The sequence below is a fragment of the Morganella sp. Je.2.23 genome (assembly GCF_051129855.1).
In the GTDB taxonomy this organism is placed as follows: domain Bacteria; phylum Pseudomonadota; class Gammaproteobacteria; order Enterobacterales; family Enterobacteriaceae; genus Morganella; species Morganella sibonii.
The window spans coordinates 917374-933610 of record NZ_JBCPSQ010000001.1 but is presented as its reverse complement, the minus strand read 5'-3'; the positions used below and the strand labels follow the sequence as shown (position 1 = coordinate 933610).

Here is a 16237-nt window from a genome sequence, read left to right as displayed (position 1 = left end):
GTAGTATCCCCTTTAATTAAGAGGCTTTTTTAGCGGAAGTAAAACTTTGGCTTTCGCAACAAGTATCTCAATAATCGATAACGGCAAGTTATCCGCAAAAATACTGATAGAAAATTCATGAGTCACATCTGAATAAAATATCTCTGCCAATTGCTTTACAGGAGATATATCCGGTAACCTCAGTTCAAGGTACATTCCGTCTCTGACAACATCACTCCCCGTGATAATTTCATATCGTGTTCCATTTTCTTCAATAAACATAATTCTGATTCCCTGTTATATGCTTCCTGAGAACATATCCAACTGATTTTCGCCGTAATGGCTTTTCGGAAACGCATTATACGGCAGGACAGGCAACCCATGTTCTGAGACATTCTTTCGCAACGCACTTCATGATGAACGGAGGGAGCATTATCACATTGCAGCGGTTACTTGGTCATTCAAGCCTCAGCCAGACGATGACCTATGCGCACTTTGCGCCTTACTTTTTGCAGGATGCGGTTATGTTCAATCCGTTGAAAGGAGGATGCGGGATCTGACAGAAAGTGTCCACACAGTGACCACGCTATAGCTAATTACGGCACTGTGTGGCTCTCAAAAGAGTACTGATAACATTATGATTTTATTACAAACCCCGATGTAATCAGGCCAAAAAATTGCCCCGTCTCAGGGCAATTCTTTGTGTTTATAGATTTTATACGGCTCTTCTTCGCCGTCTTTGCGGGTTTTCAGCAGTTTCAGAATCCAGGTGTATTGTTCTATATTCGGACGTACCAACGCTTCCACTTCTTCGTTCATGCGGCGGGCGATATACGGGTCGTCCTGTCCGTCAATATCATCCATCGGCGGGCGGACGTGGATATGGAACTGGTGATTTTTATGATCGTACACCGGAAACAGCGGGACAATTGCCGCTTTACAGACTTTCATCAGCCGGCCGATAGCAGGCAGTGTGGCTTTATAGGTGCTGAAGAACGGGACAAACTCACTGTGCTCTTCACCGTGATCCTGATCCGGCAGATAGTAGCCGCTGTAACCATTACGTACGCTGGCGATAAACGGTTTGATACCCGCTTCACGTGAATGCAGACGACCGCCGAAGTGAACCCGCGCTTTATTCCACAGGTAATCCGCCACCGGGTTTTTCTGGTGGTGGAACATGCCCGCCACTTTATTTCCCTGCGCGGCAAACAGCATCGCCGGTAAATCAATCGCCCAGCCGTGCGGCACCATAAAGATGATATTGCGCCCTTCTGCCTGTAACCCGTCAATAATGTCCTGCCCGTGAACCTGCGTGCGGGAAATCACCCGCTGCGGATTGCGCAGACACAATTCCGCCAGCATCACAAAAGCGTGCGGTGCACTGGCAAACATCTCATCCGTGATCCTTTCCCGCTCCGCTTTCGGCATATCCGGGAAACAGTAATACAGATTGATCAGTGCCCGGCGGCGTCCGCCTTTGGCAAAACGTCCGGCAATCCGGCCCACACCGGCCAGCATCGGGTCACGTAATTTAACCGGCAGGTAGCTCAGACCGGCCAGTGCGCCTGCCGCAACCCACATACCCCAGTATTTCGGGTGCAGGTAGTGGCGGTGAAATGTCGGGATATAGCCCGCTTTGCTGTCTGTATCATTTTCTTTATACACAGAGGGATACCAGTATTAAATTAAGCTTATTTATCATGATATTATAGATATTGTGATCTATTATTATTGATTATCTGAACTCAGAAGTACATTAAAATTCTGCATTCTGAAAATGCGCCGGACGGGTTTCTTCATACCCGTCCGGCGAAATGAGAGGATTAATCAAGTGTCAGCTGAGGACGGTATTGTTTGACCAGCGCCAGATAACCGGTGCGATCTTTGCCGGTCAGACCGCCTGAACGCGGCAGTTTTGCGGTCAGCGGGTTCACCGCCTGCTGTCCGTTCCAGACTTCAAAGTGCAGATGCGGTCCGGTTGAGCGGCCGGTGTTACCGGATAACCCGACTTTATCACCGCGTTTCACTTTCTGACCCGGTTTGACCAGCAGTTTGCGCATGTGCATATAGCGGGTGGTAAACTGGCGTCCGTGACGGATAGCCACGAAATTTCCCGCAGCCCCGCTGTATTTCGCCACAACCACTTCGCCGTCACCGACAGCCAGTACCGGTGTGCCGACCGGCATCGCGAAATCGACCCCTTTATGCGGCGCAACACGCCCGGTAACCGGGTTTACACGACGCGGATTAAAGTGTGAGGAAACACGAAATTGTCTTGTTGTCGGGAAACGCAGGAACCCGCGCTCCAGGCCATCACCTTTGGCATCATAAAAACGGCCGTCTTCTGCACGGAATGCATAATAATCTCGTCCGTTAGTATGCAGGCGTACCGCCAGCATCTGGCTCTGTTCCTGTTTACCGTCGAGCATTTCACGGGACGTCAGCACCGTGAAACGATCACCATTTTTCACTTTACGGACATCAACCTGCCACTGTAACGCCTTGGAAATATCACGGACTTCACTGCGGGTCAGTCCCGCTTTTGACGCACTGGCATTCAGGCTGCCGCTGACTTTGCCGGTCAGGCGTTTAGTCTGCCATTCCCCTTCGCGCATCTCTTTGGTTTCTTTGAAGCCGTTGCCGCTGCGGGCATAAGTGCGGGTTTCACGGCGGTTCACCGCCCAGCTCAGGGATTTCAGTTCACCGTCTTCATTCAGTTCCCAGGCAAGGGTCTGCCCGATTTGCAGGTTACGTAACCCTTTATACTGATTGGATAATAATGCCACATCAGAAGCGTCTATCCCGTATTGGGTCAAGATAGCAGACAGGCTGTCGCCACTGGCAACCGTGTATTCAAGTGAGGTCGGGATAACGGTATCGGTCGGGGAGGATTCATCGATATCATCAGATTCTTTGGCAAGACCTTCATCCGGCAGCTGATCACTGCTGTCGGTGATAATATCGTCGGTATCAGTGTCCGTGCCGGTTTCTGTCTGCGTGACAGCAGCATCCGCCGGCGGCGCATAATCGAGTTCTATATATTGTTCAGTATCAGCAGTCCGCTCATGGTATACAGCAAACGGGTGCCAGACAGCGACACCCAGTGTTGCGGCAGTTAACATCCCCAGCATCATCCGATGTGCTTTGGGTAACTGGTTGTATACCAGAACGGCGGATTTTGCCAGTTGCTGCAATTGCACGCGTTCTGTTCCTTATTTATTACTCCAGGCAGGATGCGTACTGTGCTGATAACCGTGACAGGAAATTAGTATAACCGTCACGATCCACTGCAATTCCGCTGCCCAGCGGGTCAAGGACGCCCATTTTCGCGTTCGTCCCTTTGGCCACCGCTTTTATGACTGCCGGCCTGAACTGCGGCTCAGCAAACACACACAAGGCGTTTTGCTCAGCCAGCTTTAATCTGATGTTATTGAGTGTCTGCGCACCCGGCTGAATTTCAGGGTTGACCGTAAAGTGCCCGGAAGGCGAAAGATCAAAACGTTTTTCAAAATAACCATAGGCGTCATGAAAAACAAAATACCCGTGTGTTTTCACCGGTGCCAGCTGCTGAGCAATATTCTTCTCAGTTTCAGTAAGTTGTCCATTGAATTTACGCAGGTTTACGTCCAGCACAGATTTTTTATCCGGATAACTCACCAGGAGTTTATTATACACTGCCTGGGCGGTCTGCCGGGCAATATCCGGCGACATCCACAGGTGCATATTGTACTCTCCGTGGTGGTGATGACCGTCCTCATCGTGAGCATCATCTTCATCGTTTTTCAGCAATAATGGTCTGACCGACTCAAGTTCACTGATAACAACCTGTTTTTGCTCCGGAACAGCTGAAAGCGGCTTTTGCAGGAAGGTTTCCAGCTCCGGCCCGACCCAGACAACCAAATCCGCTGACCGGATTTTTTTCAGATCAGAGGGTTTGAGTGCATAATCATGCGGAGATGCGCCATCCGGCAGTAAAATCTGTGTGTCCGTGACACCGTCTGCAATTGCAGCGGTAATTAACCCGACAGGACGTACTGATGTTAACACATCTGCGCTGGCGGTTTGTGCGGCCAGACTCAAAAAAGTAGCAATAAACGCTGTTTTTATTCCGTGCCGTGATGGGTGCGACATAATGGAAACTCCGTGACATGATGGTGAGAATGTTATATTATAACGTTTCATTCATTCTGCAAGATAATAATTTGTTATGTCAACACTTATCGCGGTAAATGATGTTTCTGTCGCTTTCGGTACGAATACGGTACTGGAGGACATTTCATTTACACTATCCCCGGGCAAAATTATCACCCTTCTCGGGCCGAACGGCGCGGGAAAATCCACCATTGTCCGCGTGGTTCTCGGTCTTACCGAACCGACTTCCGGCACCGTTACCCGCGCGCCGGGGCTGACGGTCGGTTATGTGCCGCAAAAACTCTATCTTGACCCGACAATGCCGCTGACGGTCATCCGTTTTCTGCAGCTGAAACGCGGTGCCGGCAAAGATGAGTGTCTGGCGGCACTTGAGCGGGTCAATGCCGCACATCTGACCGCAAAACCGATGCAGCGTCTGTCCGGCGGTGAAATGCAGCGCGTACTGCTGGCCCGCGCCCTGCTCGTCCGGCCGCAGTTGCTGGTGCTGGATGAGCCGACTCAGGGCGTGGATGTCAACGGTCAGGTGGCACTGTATGATTTGATCACCCGCCTGCGCGATGAGCTTAACTGCGCGGTACTGATGGTTTCCCATGATCTGCATCTGGTGATGGCAAAAACAGATACCGTGCTGTGTATCAACCGCCATATCTGCTGCTCCGGTGAGCCGGATATCGTGGCTGCTCATCCGGAATTCACGGCCATGTTCGGCACCCGTGCCGCGACACAGATCGGCGTGTATCGTCATCATCACAATCACAGCCATGAAAACGGCAGTGCGGTATTGTCGCCGTCTGCCCCCTGCTGCGGGAATCATGCCCCGGCAGATACCTCTGTAAAACCCGCCCCGGAGTGCCGCCATGATTGAATTACTGTTACCGGGCTGGCTTGCCGGGATACTGCTGGCGATAGCAGCCGGTCCGCTCGGCTCTTTTGTGGTCTGGCGGCGGATGTCCTATTTCGGGGATACCCTGGCACACGCCTCGCTGCTCGGGGTCGCGTTTGGTCTGCTGCTGAATGTCAGTCCGTTTTATGCGGTAATTGTAGTGACGCTGATACTGGCGATGCTGCTGGTCTGGCTGGAACGCCGTCCGCAGTTGGCGGTGGATACATTGCTGGGTATTATGGCGCATAGTGCGCTGTCTCTCGGCCTGGTGGTGGTCAGCCTGATGTCGAATGTGCGGGTTGATCTGATGGCGTATCTGTTCGGTGATCTGCTCTCGGTAACTTACGAAGATCTGCTGCCGATTGCAGTGGGTGTCACGATTGTTACCGGGTTGCTGATGTGGCAGTGGCGTAATCTGCTCTCGCTGACAATCAGCCCGGAGCTGGCGTTTGTCGACGGTATCAATCCCGGCAGACTGCGGATGATGCTGATGCTGGTTACCGCGCTGACTATCGGCCTTGCCATGAAGTTTGTCGGTGCGCTGATTATCACCTCTCTGCTGATTATTCCTGCCGCCGCCGCCCGCCGCTTTGCACGGACACCGGAACAGATGGCTGCGGGTGCGGTTATCACCGGGATGGTTTCCATCACCGGCGGATTAACCTTCTCCGCCTTTTATGACACCCCGGCAGGACCGTCCGTGGTGCTGTGTGCCGCCTGCTGCTTTATTCTCAGCCTGCTGGTGAAACCACATAATTAATTGTATATACAGCGTTAATTGCATATACACAAAAAGCCCTGATTTTCAGGGCTTTTTACTTTTTGTCATGCCGTGTTATTACACTATTTCTGATGTTACCGGACTTTCGGTTTCACCGGATTCACACTCAGTACCAGCTTATCGAGAAACGTGATGAGTTTTTCATTCATTTCACTGTAGCTGTGACGGCGGATTGCACTTGGTGTATCGACAAAACGGAATCCGGAGGCAGATTTCAGATCATCTTCCCCGTTAAGGATAAGGTATTCGGCCACATCACGGGTCAGTTCCATATGGCACTGGAAGCCGTAAACGCGTTTGGTATATTCAATAATCTGACGCGGACAACCGGCGCTGAAAGCCATAATCTGCGCATCGCCAGTTAACCCCGGCATATCGTAATGCCAGTGCCCCACACCCAGAAAATCGCCGAAATGAGAAAACAGCTGGCTGCGTTTTCCTGCATTGGTCATATGAATAGTGAACTTGCCGAATTCTTTCTCCGGGCTCTGTGTATACGGCGCGCCTAATGCCTCACCGATAAGCTGAGCCCCGAGGCAGACCCCGATAACCACTTTATTTGAATTGATAGCATTGGCGATAAATGCCTGCTCTTTTTTGGAATCAAAATAAGGACATTCCGCAGTGGTGGTTTCCGGATTTTGCGGGCCGCCCATTACAATCAGAAAATCAATTCCGCCGATACTGTCCGGTAATTTATCACCTTCATACAGACGGGTGAATGTGACGTCGTAATTGTTCTTCCTTGCCCAATATTCATAGGCGCCCGGTGCTTCAAAATAGTCATGAATAATAAAATGAACGCGCATAGTCGGTTCCTTTTCCCTTTAACGAAATCATCCTTGTACATTACAGGGTTAAGGCAATGCATACCAATTTTTAAATGTCGAAAAACAACCAATTACAGGGAAATCATCCCGGATTATTCCCCAAAAAAGCCATTTAATTATCACTTGGCAAAATGATAAGCATATTATGTTTACCGGAGAAAATTACGGCCGGAATAAACCGGCCGGATTATTAATCATTTCCGTTATGTTCAATGCCGAAATGACGATAAGCATGTACGGTGGCAAGCCGTCCGCGCGGTGTTCGCTGAATAAAGCCCTGCTGGATTAAGAAAGGCTCGATCACATCTTCAATCGTTTCCCGCTCTTCACCAATAGCCGCAGCCAGATTATCCAGTCCGACCGGGCCACCCATAAATTTATCGATAATAGTGACCAGTAATTTGCGATCCAGATAATCAAATCCGGCTGAATCCACATTCAGCATATCCAGCGCCTGACCGGCAATCAGCCCGTCAATACCGCCGTCACCTTTCACCTGAGCAAAATCACGCACCCGGCGCAGCAGACGGTTGGTGATACGCGGTGTGCCGCGGGAACGCATGGCAATCTGGCGGGCACCGTCATCCGAGATATCCAGCCCCATATAGCGGGCACTGCGGCTGACAATATGCTGCAAATCATCGGGGTTATAAAACTCCAGACGCTGCACAATACCGAAACGGTCACGCAGCGGTGATGTCAGTGAACCGGCGCGGGTGGTTGCACCTATCAGGGTAAACGGCGGCAGATCGATTTTAATGGAGCGGGCGGCAGGCCCTTCTCCGATCATAATATCCAGCTGGTAATCTTCCATCGCAGGATAAAGAATTTCCTCCACCACCGGGGACAGGCGGTGGATTTCATCGATAAATAAGACATCATGGGGTTCGAGGTTGGTCAGCATCGCCGCCAGATCACCGGCTTTTTCCAGTACCGGCCCGGAGGTGGTACGCAGATTGACGCCCATTTCATTGGCGACAATATTCGCCAGCGTGGTCTTTCCGAGCCCCGGCGGGCCGAAAATCAGCAGATGATCGAGTGCATCCCCGCGCTGCCGGGCGGCCTCGATAAAAATTTCCATCTGTGAACAGACCTGCGGCTGACCCACATATTCCGCCAGTAATTTTGGCCGGATAGCGCGATCCACCACCTCATCATCCGGCAGTGTTTCCGCCGTAATCAGTCTGTCAGCTTCAATCATGACCTGTCACCCCGTTGTGTCATCATCGTATGTATCGTTACAGTGCGGCGCGCAGTGCTTCGCGGATCAGCGTTTCGCTGTCTGAACCGGCTTTCGACACCTTCGCAATCATCCGGCTGGCTTCCGGCGGTTTGTACCCCAGAGAAATCAGTGCCTCGATGGCCTCAGACTCGGCATCCGCCTGACTGTTACCTGCCTGCTGACTGGCCGGGAGCGACATTTCCGCATCACGGAACAGGTCACCGTTAAGCCCTTTGAAGCGGTCTTTCATTTCCACGACCAGACGCTCGGCCGTTTTCTTACCGACGCCCGGCAGTTTAATTAACTGCGCCACTGCGCCCTGCTCGATCGCCGCCACAAACTGCTGTGCTGACATACCGGAGAGAATGGCCAGTGCCAGTTTCGGGCCGACGCCGTTTACTTTGATTAATTCACGGAACAGGGCGCGTTCCTGCTTATCATTAAAGCCGTACAGCAGTTGTGCATCTTCCCGCACAATAAACTGTGTGAATAAAATGGCTTCCTGACCGGCATCCGGCAGTTCATAGAAACAGGTCATCGGCATATGGACTTCATAACCCACGCCGTTGGTTTCCAGTAATACGACAGGCGGCTGTTTTTCCAGCACAATACCTCTTAAACGACCGATCACGCGCGTCTCCTTTATGATTCCGGCAGAGCCTGTTTATAGCATAAAAAAAGCTGGACGTATATCCAGCCATCAGAAAATCACGGGTATCTGCGACAGCGGTTACTCTTTGAGCCGTCCGCGCGCCATGACCAGACGGGGTTGTCCCATCTGCACCAGGTTTTGGTTGAAATGACAGTGTGTGATAGCAATCGCCAGCGCATCTGCTGCGTCCGCCTGCGGTGCCGCTGACAGTTTCAGTATCGAGCGCACCATATGCTGCACCTGTGCTTTTTCCGCCGCACCGGTGCCGGTGACGGTTTGTTTCACCTGGCGCGCCGCGTACTCGAATACCGGCAGATTATTATTCACCGCCGCAAGGATAGCCACACCGCGGGCCTGTCCCAGTTTCAGGGCGGAATCGGCATTTTTGGCCATAAAGACCTGCTCGATGGCAAAACAATCCGGCTGATACTGTGTGATTATTTCACTGACACCGGCATATATTTTGCCCAGCCGGGACGGGAGATCATCCACCTGTGTGCGGATACAACCGCTGCCGATATAAATCAGACGGCGTCCCTGCTGGCGGATAACACCATAACCGGTTACCCGCGATCCGGGGTCAATACCGAGAATAATTGCCATAGGAGGACCGTATTGTCACAACAGGAAAAAATAAAGAAAACAGAGGGATGCGCACAACGGCGCATCCTCTGCGGAGTGAGTGACGGAAATTACAGCAGCGCTGCAACTTCGTCTGAGATATCGCCGTTGTGGTAGACTTCCTGCACATCGTCAGAGTCTTCCAGCATATCGATAAGGCGCATCAGTTTTGGTGCGGTTTCCGCATCCAGATCCGCTTTGGTGGACGGGATCATCGATACTTCGGCAGATTCCGCTTTGAAACCGGCTGCGTCCATCGCGTCTTTCACATCACCCAGAATTTCCCAGGCAGTGTAAACATCGATAGCGCCGTCATCAAAGGTTTCAACGTCATCAGCACCGGCTTCCAGCGCCGCATCCATTACCGCATCTTCATCCAGACCCGGTGCATAGGAAATAATACCTTTGCGGGTAAACAGATAAGCCACAGAACCGTCTGTTCCCAGGTTCCCGCCGGTTTTGGTGAACGCGTGGCGGACATCAGAAACCGTACGTTTACGGTTATCGGTCAGGCATTCCACCATGACAGCAGTACCGCCCGGGCCGTAACCTTCGTATACGATGGATTCCATGTTATCGTTTTCATCATTACCCGCCCCGCGTGCAATCGCACGGTTCAGGGTATCGCGGGTCATGTTATTTGCTAACGCTTTATCCACTGCCGCACGCAGACGTGGGTTAGATGCAGGATCAGGACCACCAATGCGCGACGCCGTGACTAATTCACGAATGATTTTCGTGAAAATTTTACCGCGCTTCGCATCTTGCGCGGCCTTGCGGTGTTTGGTGTTGGCCCATTTACTATGACCTGCCATTCTCTAATCTCCAGATTAAGTCTTACGACGTTCATTCATTTAAATCCGCTGTCACTGCGGAAGAACACACTGACGAACGAATTCTTCAATTGCTTCCCCGTTACTGGGCGAGATGGTTTTACCGGCGGCATCCGCTGCCGGTAACCATTCATACGCCAGATGCTCCGTTAAGGGAACCGCTCTCGGCGCGGGTAAGCATAACACAAACCAGTGTTCCGTATTGTGCGTCACGTCCGGTGCATACCGGTGACGGAAATGCGGAAAAATGGTATAGCGGACGGTACGCTGACAATCCGTCAGCCGCAGCCCTTCCGCAAGAATATCAATACCGGTTTCTTCTTTTACTTCCCGCAGTGCCGCATCGCGGGGAGTCTCTTCCGGTTCCAGACTGCCGGTGACGGACTGCCAGAAAGCAGGATCGTCACGGCGCTGTAACATCAGAACACACCCCGTTTCCTGCTCACAGATAACCACCAGCACAGATTCAGGGCGCTTAAAAGCCATCAGATTCAGTCACTCTCTTTCTGAGTCACTGCAATCGCCAGTTCTTTCAGGGCATCGTCATTCGCGAAGCTCGGTGCATCTGTCATCAGACAGGCAGCAGCCGTGGTTTTCGGGAACGCGATAACATCACGGATGTTTTCGGTACCGGTCAGCAGCATCACCAGACGGTCAAGACCAAAGGCCAGACCCGCGTGCGGTGGTGTGCCGTATTGTAAGGCATCGAGCAGGAAGCCGAATTTGCGGCGCTGTTCTTCCGGGGTGATCCCCAGAATACCGAAGACCGTCTGCTGCATTTCGTTACGGTGGATACGGACAGAGCCGCCGCCCACTTCATAACCGTTGATAACCATATCATAGGCGTTAGCGATCGCCTCTTCCGGTGCATTTTTCAGCTCTTCCGGTGACATGTCACGCGGTGAGGTGAACGGATGGTGCATCGCGGTCAGACCGCCTTCACCGTCATCCTCAAACATCGGGAAGTCTATCACCCACAGCGGACGCCAGCTGTTCAGGTCGGTCAGGTTCAGATCACGGCCGGTTTTCAGACGCAGTGCGCCCATTGCATCGGTTACGGTGCCTTTCGCGCCTGCGCCGAAGAAAATGATGTCGCCGGTCTGTGCGTCTGTGCGCTCCAGAATGGCTTCAACGGTCTCTGCAGTCAGGAATTTGGCGACCGGAGACTGAACACCCTCAATACCGGCAGAGCGATCGTTCACTTTCATCCACGCCAAACCTTTCGCGCCGTAGATACCGACAAATTTACCGTATTCATCAATCTGTTTGCGGGTCATTTCCGCGCCGCCGGTGACACACAGTGCCGCAACACGGCCTTTCGGATCATTTGCCGCGTCAGCAAATACCGAGAATTCAGAATTTTTCACCAGGTCGGCGATATCAGTCAGTTCCAGCGGGTTACGTAAATCCGGCTTATCAGAACCAAAGCGGCGCATCGCTTCCGCGAATGTCATCACCGGGAAATCGCCCAGTTCAACATTGATGATTTCATTCCACAGTAAGCGGATCATGCGTTCCATCGTTGCACGAACCTGATCAGCGGTCATGAAAGAGGTTTCCACATCGATCTGAGTGAATTCCGGCTGACGGTCAGCACGTAAATCTTCATCACGGAAACATTTTACGATCTGATAATAACGGTCAAAACCGGACATCATCAGAAGCTGTTTGAACAGTTGCGGAGACTGCGGCAGCGCGTAGAATTTGCCTTTGTGCACACGGCTCGGTACCAGGTAGTCACGGGCACCTTCCGGCGTGGCTTTGGTCAGCATCGGGGTTTCGATATCGAGGAACCCTTCGCTGTCCATGAAGCGGCGGACAAAACCGGTGATGCGTGCACGGGTTTTCAGGCGGTTCGCCATTTCGCTGCGGCGCAGGTCGAGATAGCGGTACTTCAGACGCATCTCTTCGGTATTTTCATGGTTGCTGTCGAGCGGTAACGGCTCAGAGCGGTTAAAAATAGTCAGGCCATCTGCATGCACTTCCACACTGCCGGTCGCCATCTCTTTATTAATTTGATTTTCAGGTCGCGCGCGGACAATTCCGGTAATCTGAATACAGAATTCATTCCGTAATTCAGACGCTTTGGCAAATGCTTCTTTTTGATCGGGATCGAAGAAAACCTGAACGATGCCTTCACGGTCACGCATATCGATAAAAATCAAACCCCCGAGATCACGACGACGGTTTACCCAACCACTAAGGGTTACTTTTTGATCGATGTGAGCACTGTTGAGCTGCCCACAATAATTAGTACGCATACGATATCCTTTTGTCCGCTATTGTGCGTTTCTGCAAAATTTTGGCATGGTTCTTTATGAAGAAATGTCAAAAAGGCGATCATTATAGTGGAAAATTCCTGATGAGATAAGAGCAAACCGCACATCTGCCACAGAGAATTTAGACACTAATTGATAATTTTCAAATAATTCAGTATGCATTAATATTAAAGATTGTGTTACCCGCTGCTTTGAGGTTTATCATTATTTTGCTGTTTCAATTGGCCATGGAGTAAAAAATGGTTAGTTCCCTTTATATTGTACTGGGTGCGCTGTTAATCATTAAACTATCACTCGATGTGATTAAACTGCGGACACTTTACCGCGTTGCCTATGGTGACGGCGGATTTTACGAATTACAGACGGCTATCCGTGTGCAGGGCAATGCGGTTGAGTATATCCCCGTTGCACTCCTGCTCTTACTGGTAATGGAGCAGAACGGCGCCCTGGTGTGGATGGTGCATATCTGCGGGATCATTCTGATTGCCGGCCGTCTTTTTCACTCTTACGGATTAAAACACCGCGAGAACCGCTGGCGGCGGACCGGAATGGCGGCAACCTTTATATCCATGATCCTGATGGTGATAGCGAATATCTGGTATCTGCCGTGGCAGCAGATTTTTTCGCCGTACATGTAACCACACACGCGGGACATAACACTTTCTGCGCCGGGTCACCTCTGTTAGAATGCGCGCATCTTTTTGTATTGCAGATCTGTGTTATGTCCAAAGAAATTCCGAATCCGCAGCAGGATACTCTGTTTGCGGCACCCATTGCCCGCCTTGGTGACTGGACGTTTGATGAGAAAGTCGCGGATGTTTTTCCCGATATGATCAAACGCTCAATTCCGGGCTATTCCAATATCATTGCCATGATTGGCATGCTGGCCGGTCGTTTTGTCACGCCGGGCAGTCAGGTTTATGACCTCGGCTGTTCCCGTGCCGCCGCCACGCTTTCTATCCGTCCGAATATTGCGGATAAACCCGGCTGCCGGATTATCGCCGTGGATAATTCCGCACCGATGGTGGAACACGCGCGCCGTCATGTGGAAAGTTATAAATCCCCTGTCCCTGTGGAAGTCACTGAGGGTGATATCCGCCATATTGCGATTGAGAATGCCTCAATGGTGGTACTTAATTTTACCCTGCAATTTCTGGCGCCGGATGACCGCACTGCTCTGCTGAAAAAAATCTATCAGGGATTGCTGCCGGGCGGCGTACTGGTGTTATCGGAAAAATTCAGTTTTGAAGATGCGCAGATCGGTGATTTGCTGTTCAGCATGCACCACGATTTCAAACGCGCCAACGGTTACAGCGAACTGGAAATCAGCCAGAAGCGCACCATGCTGGAAGATGTGATGCTGACTGACAGTGTGGAAACCCACAAAGCACGGCTGAAATCCGCCGGTTTTGAGCATTGCGAAGTTTGGTTCCAGTGCTTTAACTTCGGGTCGCTGCTGGCGGTAAAAGAGAATAATCATGATTGATTTCGGCAATTTTTATCAGTTAATTGCAAAAAATGAGCGTCTGAGTCACTGGCTGGAAACGCTGCCCGCGCAGATAGCAAAATGGAATAAAGAGTCCCTGCACGGCTATTATCCGGGCTGGGTAAAAACCATTGAAAATCTGCCGGACATGACGCCGGATACTCTGGATCTGAAAACCGGTGTCACCGCTCAGCGCACGCAGCCGCTGACTGACGGGGAAACCCGCCGTATCACCAATATTCTGCGCAACCTGATGCCGTGGCGCAAAGGTCCGTTCTCACTTTACGGCGTGGAGATTGATACCGAATGGCGTTCGGATCTGAAGTGGGATCGCGTTCTGCCGCATTTGTCCCCGCTGGCCGGACGTACTATTCTCGATGTCGGTTGCGGCAGTGGTTATCACATGTGGCGCATGGCCGGTGAAGGCGCGGAACTGGTGGTCGGTATAGACCCGACTCAGCTTTTCCTCTGCCAGTTTGAGGCGGTGCGCAAGCTGCTCGGCAATGATCAGCGCGTCCATCTGCTGCCGCTGGGGATTCAGGAACTGCCGGCACTTCAGGCCTTTGATACCGTGTTCTCCATGGGGGTGCTTTATCACCGCCGCTCCCCGCTCGACCACCTCTGGCAGCTGAAAGATCAGCTGGTTTCCGGCGGTGAACTGGTGCTGGAAAGTATCGTTGTTGAAGGTGATGAACATCAGTGTCTGATCCCGGGCGAGCGCTACGCGCAGATGAGTAACGTCTACTTTATCCCGTCCGCAAAAATGCTGGCAGTCTGGCTGGAAAAATGCGGTTTCACCAATATCCGAATCGTGGATGAGTCTGTCACCACTACTGATGAACAGCGCCGCACAGAGTGGATGATCAACGAATCGCTCGCGGATTTCCTCAATCCGGACGACCCGTCACTGACCGTTGAAGGCTATCCGGCACCGCGGCGTGCGGTTCTGATTGCCGAAAAACCATAACCCTGCATACAGATACATCCGTATCAGTTTTGATACGGATGTACTGACCATCATATCAGTGCACCACCATACTGTGCAGATCCAATACGCCTTTCATTGCCTCAACCGTTTCCCCGTCCACACAGGTGTGGGTAAATTCATCGGCTTCACTGTCACTGCCCATCGCCACCCCGACTTTGCGGTAGCGCATCGTCGACTGTTTGGTTTTTGAGGCCGAGCTGTGTACTTCCTGAATACCGATATCAAGGAACTTCTGGACATTTGCCAGCCGCACACCGGCACCGGCCATAATCACCGGCCTCTGACTGGCCTCCTGTAACTCTTTGAGCAGTGTCAGCCCCAGTTCCGCACTCAGTTGCTGGCCGGATGTCAGAATACGGCTCACACCCAGATCGGTCAGTTGCTGCAATGCCAGCATAGGGTTGGCACACATATCAAAGGCTCTGTGGAAAGTGACCGCCATATCGCCTGACAGTTTGCACAGCATCTTCATCCGCGGCAGATCAACATGCCCGTCCTCATCCAGAATACCGGTGACCACCCCGGGAAATCCCAGGTCGCGGATCTTGGCGATATCATTTTTCATCACCGCAAATTCGGAGGCCGTATAGCAAAAATCACCACTGCGCGGACGGAGGATCGGGTGAACCGGTATCCGCAGCCGGTCGATAGTCTGTTTCAGCATGCCCCAGCTGGGGGTCAGCCCGCCCTCTGACGGCGCGGCACACAATTCAATCCGGTCAGCGCCGGCTTTTTCCGCAGTGAGGGCACATTCCACGCTGTAACAACAAATTTCCAGTTTCGCCATTGATTAGCCTCATCACTTAATTTCGCAGGTAAATATATCTCGTAAACGATTCAGTCATCCTGAGATACACTATTACATGTAATTTAGATTAATGAATTGTTAAATATCACAAGATGCAAAATATCCGGATGATTAGTACAGAGAAATGTCAGAATTGCAGGTTACCGCTCACTTTCAACAATTTCCTGTAACGTAAACGGGTGGAATTTAATTGTTACAGTGTCACGACTGACCGCCAGTGTCGGATTCGGCAGCCTTTCATACTCTCCCCGCGGATGGCTGGCCTTTGTGGTTACCCCCGCCGGTAACGGCGACGGCAGGAGTGCGGCAGCGCGCTCTGTCAGTGTCTGCGGGTCGCCCGGCAGCACCAGTTCGATATGTTCCCATCCCTGATGTGCGTACTGTTTGCCTTTCGGGAACGGCAGTTCCACCACCGGAATTTGCCAGTGCAGCAGTGTCAGCGGCTCATGCAGCAAAAACAGGTAGATCGGACGACCGTTAATCTGATTATCAGATAACACCGTACCGCATTCGCGGAACCCGGCCAGCCATTGCTCTGCCAGTGCCGTATCATGAGCCCGCAGCGAGATATGGTCGGCCTGATACTGCGTGAGGTCAAGCTGCAAATCATCCGCAAACTGCTGTATCTTTCCGGCAAACACCGGCAGTTCTGCTGTCAGACCGGCAAGGGATGCTGTCTGTATTCTGTTTTTCATTATGATCCCCTGTGAGAATTCATCC

At 51.7% G+C, this 16237-nt stretch carries 18 protein-coding genes and 1 pseudogene; 6 read left to right on the top strand and 13 right to left on the bottom strand.

Annotation, left to right across the window (positions count from 1 at the left end):
- Nucleotides 1-12 precede the first annotated feature (12 nt).
- Nucleotides 13-261, bottom strand: coding sequence for a hypothetical protein (locus tag AAZR23_RS04500; RefSeq protein WP_434690786.1), 249 nt, complete (start codon nucleotides 259-261; stop codon nucleotides 13-15).
- Nucleotides 262-347: 86 nt separating this feature from the next.
- On the opposite strand from AAZR23_RS04500, the pseudogene AAZR23_RS04495 reads away from it, so the two are divergent.
- Nucleotides 348-571 (top strand): annotated as a pseudogene (locus AAZR23_RS04495) (tyrosine-type recombinase/integrase); the annotation flags it as partial.
- A gap of 95 nt (nucleotides 572-666) precedes the next feature.
- Here the strand turns inward: AAZR23_RS04495 and lpxM are convergent.
- The 3 genes from lpxM to znuA all read right to left on the bottom strand — a co-directional run bounded on the left by lpxM (nucleotide 667) and on the right by znuA (nucleotide 4113).
- Complete coding sequence (gene lpxM / locus AAZR23_RS04490; protein WP_166707712.1) at nucleotides 667-1647, bottom strand: lauroyl-Kdo(2)-lipid IV(A) myristoyltransferase; 981 nt, start codon at nucleotides 1645-1647, stop codon at nucleotides 667-669.
- Between the two features lie 158 nt (nucleotides 1648-1805).
- A complete protein-coding gene (mepM, locus tag AAZR23_RS04485; protein ID WP_218428385.1) occupies nucleotides 1806-3176 on the bottom strand; it encodes a murein DD-endopeptidase MepM in 1371 nt (456 codons plus the stop codon).
- A 25-nt stretch (nucleotides 3177-3201) separates the two neighbouring features.
- On the bottom strand, nucleotides 3202-4113 hold the full coding sequence (znuA, locus tag AAZR23_RS04480; RefSeq protein WP_046892209.1) for a zinc ABC transporter substrate-binding protein ZnuA: 912 nt from the start codon (nucleotides 4111-4113) through the stop codon (nucleotides 3202-3204).
- A gap of 76 nt (nucleotides 4114-4189) precedes the next feature.
- Here znuA and znuC point away from each other — a divergent pair, with 76 nt between their 5' ends.
- Both znuC and znuB read left to right on the top strand, forming a co-directional pair.
- Nucleotides 4190-4999, top strand: a complete 810-nt coding sequence (gene znuC, locus AAZR23_RS04475) for a zinc ABC transporter ATP-binding protein ZnuC (protein ID WP_434690782.1) — start codon at nucleotides 4190-4192, stop codon at nucleotides 4997-4999.
- Nucleotides 4992-5777 (top strand): zinc ABC transporter permease subunit ZnuB, encoded by a 786-nt coding sequence (gene znuB / locus AAZR23_RS04470; RefSeq protein ID WP_434690779.1) that lies wholly within the window; start codon nucleotides 4992-4994, stop codon nucleotides 5775-5777. Before znuC ends, znuB begins: the two co-directional genes overlap by 8 nt.
- A gap of 95 nt (nucleotides 5778-5872) precedes the next feature.
- On the opposite strand, the gene AAZR23_RS04465 is transcribed toward znuB, so the two are convergent.
- From AAZR23_RS04465 to aspS, 7 genes are all read right to left on the bottom strand, one after another.
- On the bottom strand, nucleotides 5873-6607 hold the full coding sequence (locus tag AAZR23_RS04465; protein WP_434690776.1) for a glutamine amidotransferase-related protein: 735 nt from the start codon (nucleotides 6605-6607) through the stop codon (nucleotides 5873-5875).
- 211 nt (nucleotides 6608-6818) lie between these two features.
- Nucleotides 6819-7829, bottom strand: a complete 1011-nt coding sequence (ruvB, locus tag AAZR23_RS04460; protein ID WP_434690773.1) for a Holliday junction branch migration DNA helicase RuvB — start codon at nucleotides 7827-7829, stop codon at nucleotides 6819-6821.
- Nucleotides 7830-7866: 37 nt separating this feature from the next.
- Complete coding sequence (ruvA, locus tag AAZR23_RS04455; protein ID WP_046892214.1) at nucleotides 7867-8481, bottom strand: Holliday junction branch migration protein RuvA; 615 nt, start codon at nucleotides 8479-8481, stop codon at nucleotides 7867-7869.
- A gap of 99 nt (nucleotides 8482-8580) precedes the next feature.
- Complete coding sequence (gene ruvC / locus AAZR23_RS04450) at nucleotides 8581-9105, bottom strand: crossover junction endodeoxyribonuclease RuvC (RefSeq protein ID WP_434690770.1); 525 nt, start codon at nucleotides 9103-9105, stop codon at nucleotides 8581-8583.
- Nucleotides 9106-9194: 89 nt separating this feature from the next.
- Nucleotides 9195-9938: a YebC/PmpR family DNA-binding transcriptional regulator gene (locus AAZR23_RS04445; RefSeq protein ID WP_046892215.1), complete on the bottom strand. Its 744-nt coding sequence runs from the start codon at nucleotides 9936-9938 to the stop codon at nucleotides 9195-9197.
- Between the two features lie 51 nt (nucleotides 9939-9989).
- The gene (gene nudB / locus AAZR23_RS04440) at nucleotides 9990-10442 is read right to left on the bottom strand and encodes a dihydroneopterin triphosphate diphosphatase (RefSeq protein WP_434690766.1); all 453 of its coding nucleotides are present in this window, start codon (nucleotides 10440-10442) and stop codon (nucleotides 9990-9992) included.
- 5 nt (nucleotides 10443-10447) lie between these two features.
- Nucleotides 10448-12217 carry an aspartate--tRNA ligase gene (aspS, locus tag AAZR23_RS04435; protein ID WP_166707707.1) on the bottom strand — a complete coding sequence of 590 codons (1770 nt, stop codon included), beginning with the start codon at nucleotides 12215-12217 and terminating at the stop codon, nucleotides 10448-10450.
- Between the two features lie 257 nt (nucleotides 12218-12474).
- Here aspS and AAZR23_RS04430 point away from each other — a divergent pair, with 257 nt between their 5' ends.
- The 3 genes from AAZR23_RS04430 (at nucleotide 12475) to cmoB (ending at nucleotide 14688) form a co-directional block, all read left to right on the top strand.
- A complete protein-coding gene (locus AAZR23_RS04430) occupies nucleotides 12475-12873 on the top strand; it encodes an MAPEG family protein (RefSeq protein WP_046892218.1) in 399 nt (132 codons plus the stop codon).
- Between the two features lie 83 nt (nucleotides 12874-12956).
- The gene (gene cmoA / locus AAZR23_RS04425; RefSeq protein WP_052927496.1) at nucleotides 12957-13721 is read left to right on the top strand and encodes a carboxy-S-adenosyl-L-methionine synthase CmoA; all 765 of its coding nucleotides are present in this window, start codon (nucleotides 12957-12959) and stop codon (nucleotides 13719-13721) included.
- Nucleotides 13714-14688, top strand: a complete 975-nt coding sequence (cmoB, locus tag AAZR23_RS04420; RefSeq protein WP_264997444.1) for a tRNA 5-methoxyuridine(34)/uridine 5-oxyacetic acid(34) synthase CmoB — start codon at nucleotides 13714-13716, stop codon at nucleotides 14686-14688. Before cmoA ends, cmoB begins: the two co-directional genes overlap by 8 nt.
- A gap of 55 nt (nucleotides 14689-14743) precedes the next feature.
- On the opposite strand, the gene cutC is transcribed toward cmoB, so the two are convergent.
- A complete protein-coding gene (gene cutC / locus AAZR23_RS04415) occupies nucleotides 14744-15496 on the bottom strand; it encodes a copper homeostasis protein CutC (protein WP_434690761.1) in 753 nt (250 codons plus the stop codon).
- 161 nt (nucleotides 15497-15657) lie between these two features.
- On the bottom strand, nucleotides 15658-16212 hold the full coding sequence (locus AAZR23_RS04410; protein WP_434690758.1) for a VOC family protein: 555 nt from the start codon (nucleotides 16210-16212) through the stop codon (nucleotides 15658-15660).
- Between the last annotated feature and the right edge of the window lie 25 nt (nucleotides 16213-16237).

Excerpts from the sequence above, each read along its gene's own strand:
- AAZR23_RS04500 (WP_434690786.1), bottom strand. The coding sequence starts at position 261 with ATGTTTATTGAAGAAAATGGAACACGATATGAAATTATCACGGGGAGT.
- znuA (WP_046892209.1), bottom strand. The coding sequence starts at position 4,113 with ATGTCGCACCCATCACGGCACGGAATAAAAACAGCGTTTATTGCTACT.
- nudB (WP_434690766.1), bottom strand. The coding sequence starts at position 10,442 with ATGGCTTTTAAGCGCCCTGAATCTGTGCTGGTGGTTATCTGTGAGCAG.
- AAZR23_RS04445 (WP_046892215.1), bottom strand. The coding sequence starts at position 9,938 with ATGGCAGGTCATAGTAAATGGGCCAACACCAAACACCGCAAGGCCGCG.
- AAZR23_RS04465 (WP_434690776.1), bottom strand. The coding sequence starts at position 6,607 with ATGCGCGTTCATTTTATTATTCATGACTATTTTGAAGCACCGGGCGCC.
- znuC (WP_434690782.1), top strand. The coding sequence starts at position 4,190 with ATGTCAACACTTATCGCGGTAAATGATGTTTCTGTCGCTTTCGGTACG.
- ruvC (WP_434690770.1), bottom strand. The coding sequence starts at position 9,105 with ATGGCAATTATTCTCGGTATTGACCCCGGATCGCGGGTAACCGGTTAT.
- AAZR23_RS04410 (WP_434690758.1), bottom strand. The coding sequence starts at position 16,212 with ATGAAAAACAGAATACAGACAGCATCCCTTGCCGGTCTGACAGCAGAA.
- cutC (WP_434690761.1), bottom strand. The coding sequence starts at position 15,496 with ATGGCGAAACTGGAAATTTGTTGTTACAGCGTGGAATGTGCCCTCACT.
- AAZR23_RS04430 (WP_046892218.1), top strand. The coding sequence starts at position 12,475 with ATGGTTAGTTCCCTTTATATTGTACTGGGTGCGCTGTTAATCATTAAA.
- ruvB (WP_434690773.1), bottom strand. The coding sequence starts at position 7,829 with ATGATTGAAGCTGACAGACTGATTACGGCGGAAACACTGCCGGATGAT.
- znuB (WP_434690779.1), top strand. The coding sequence starts at position 4,992 with ATGATTGAATTACTGTTACCGGGCTGGCTTGCCGGGATACTGCTGGCG.
- aspS (WP_166707707.1), bottom strand. The coding sequence starts at position 12,217 with ATGCGTACTAATTATTGTGGGCAGCTCAACAGTGCTCACATCGATCAA.
- cmoA (WP_052927496.1), top strand. The coding sequence starts at position 12,957 with ATGTCCAAAGAAATTCCGAATCCGCAGCAGGATACTCTGTTTGCGGCA.
- cmoB (WP_264997444.1), top strand. The coding sequence starts at position 13,714 with ATGATTGATTTCGGCAATTTTTATCAGTTAATTGCAAAAAATGAGCGT.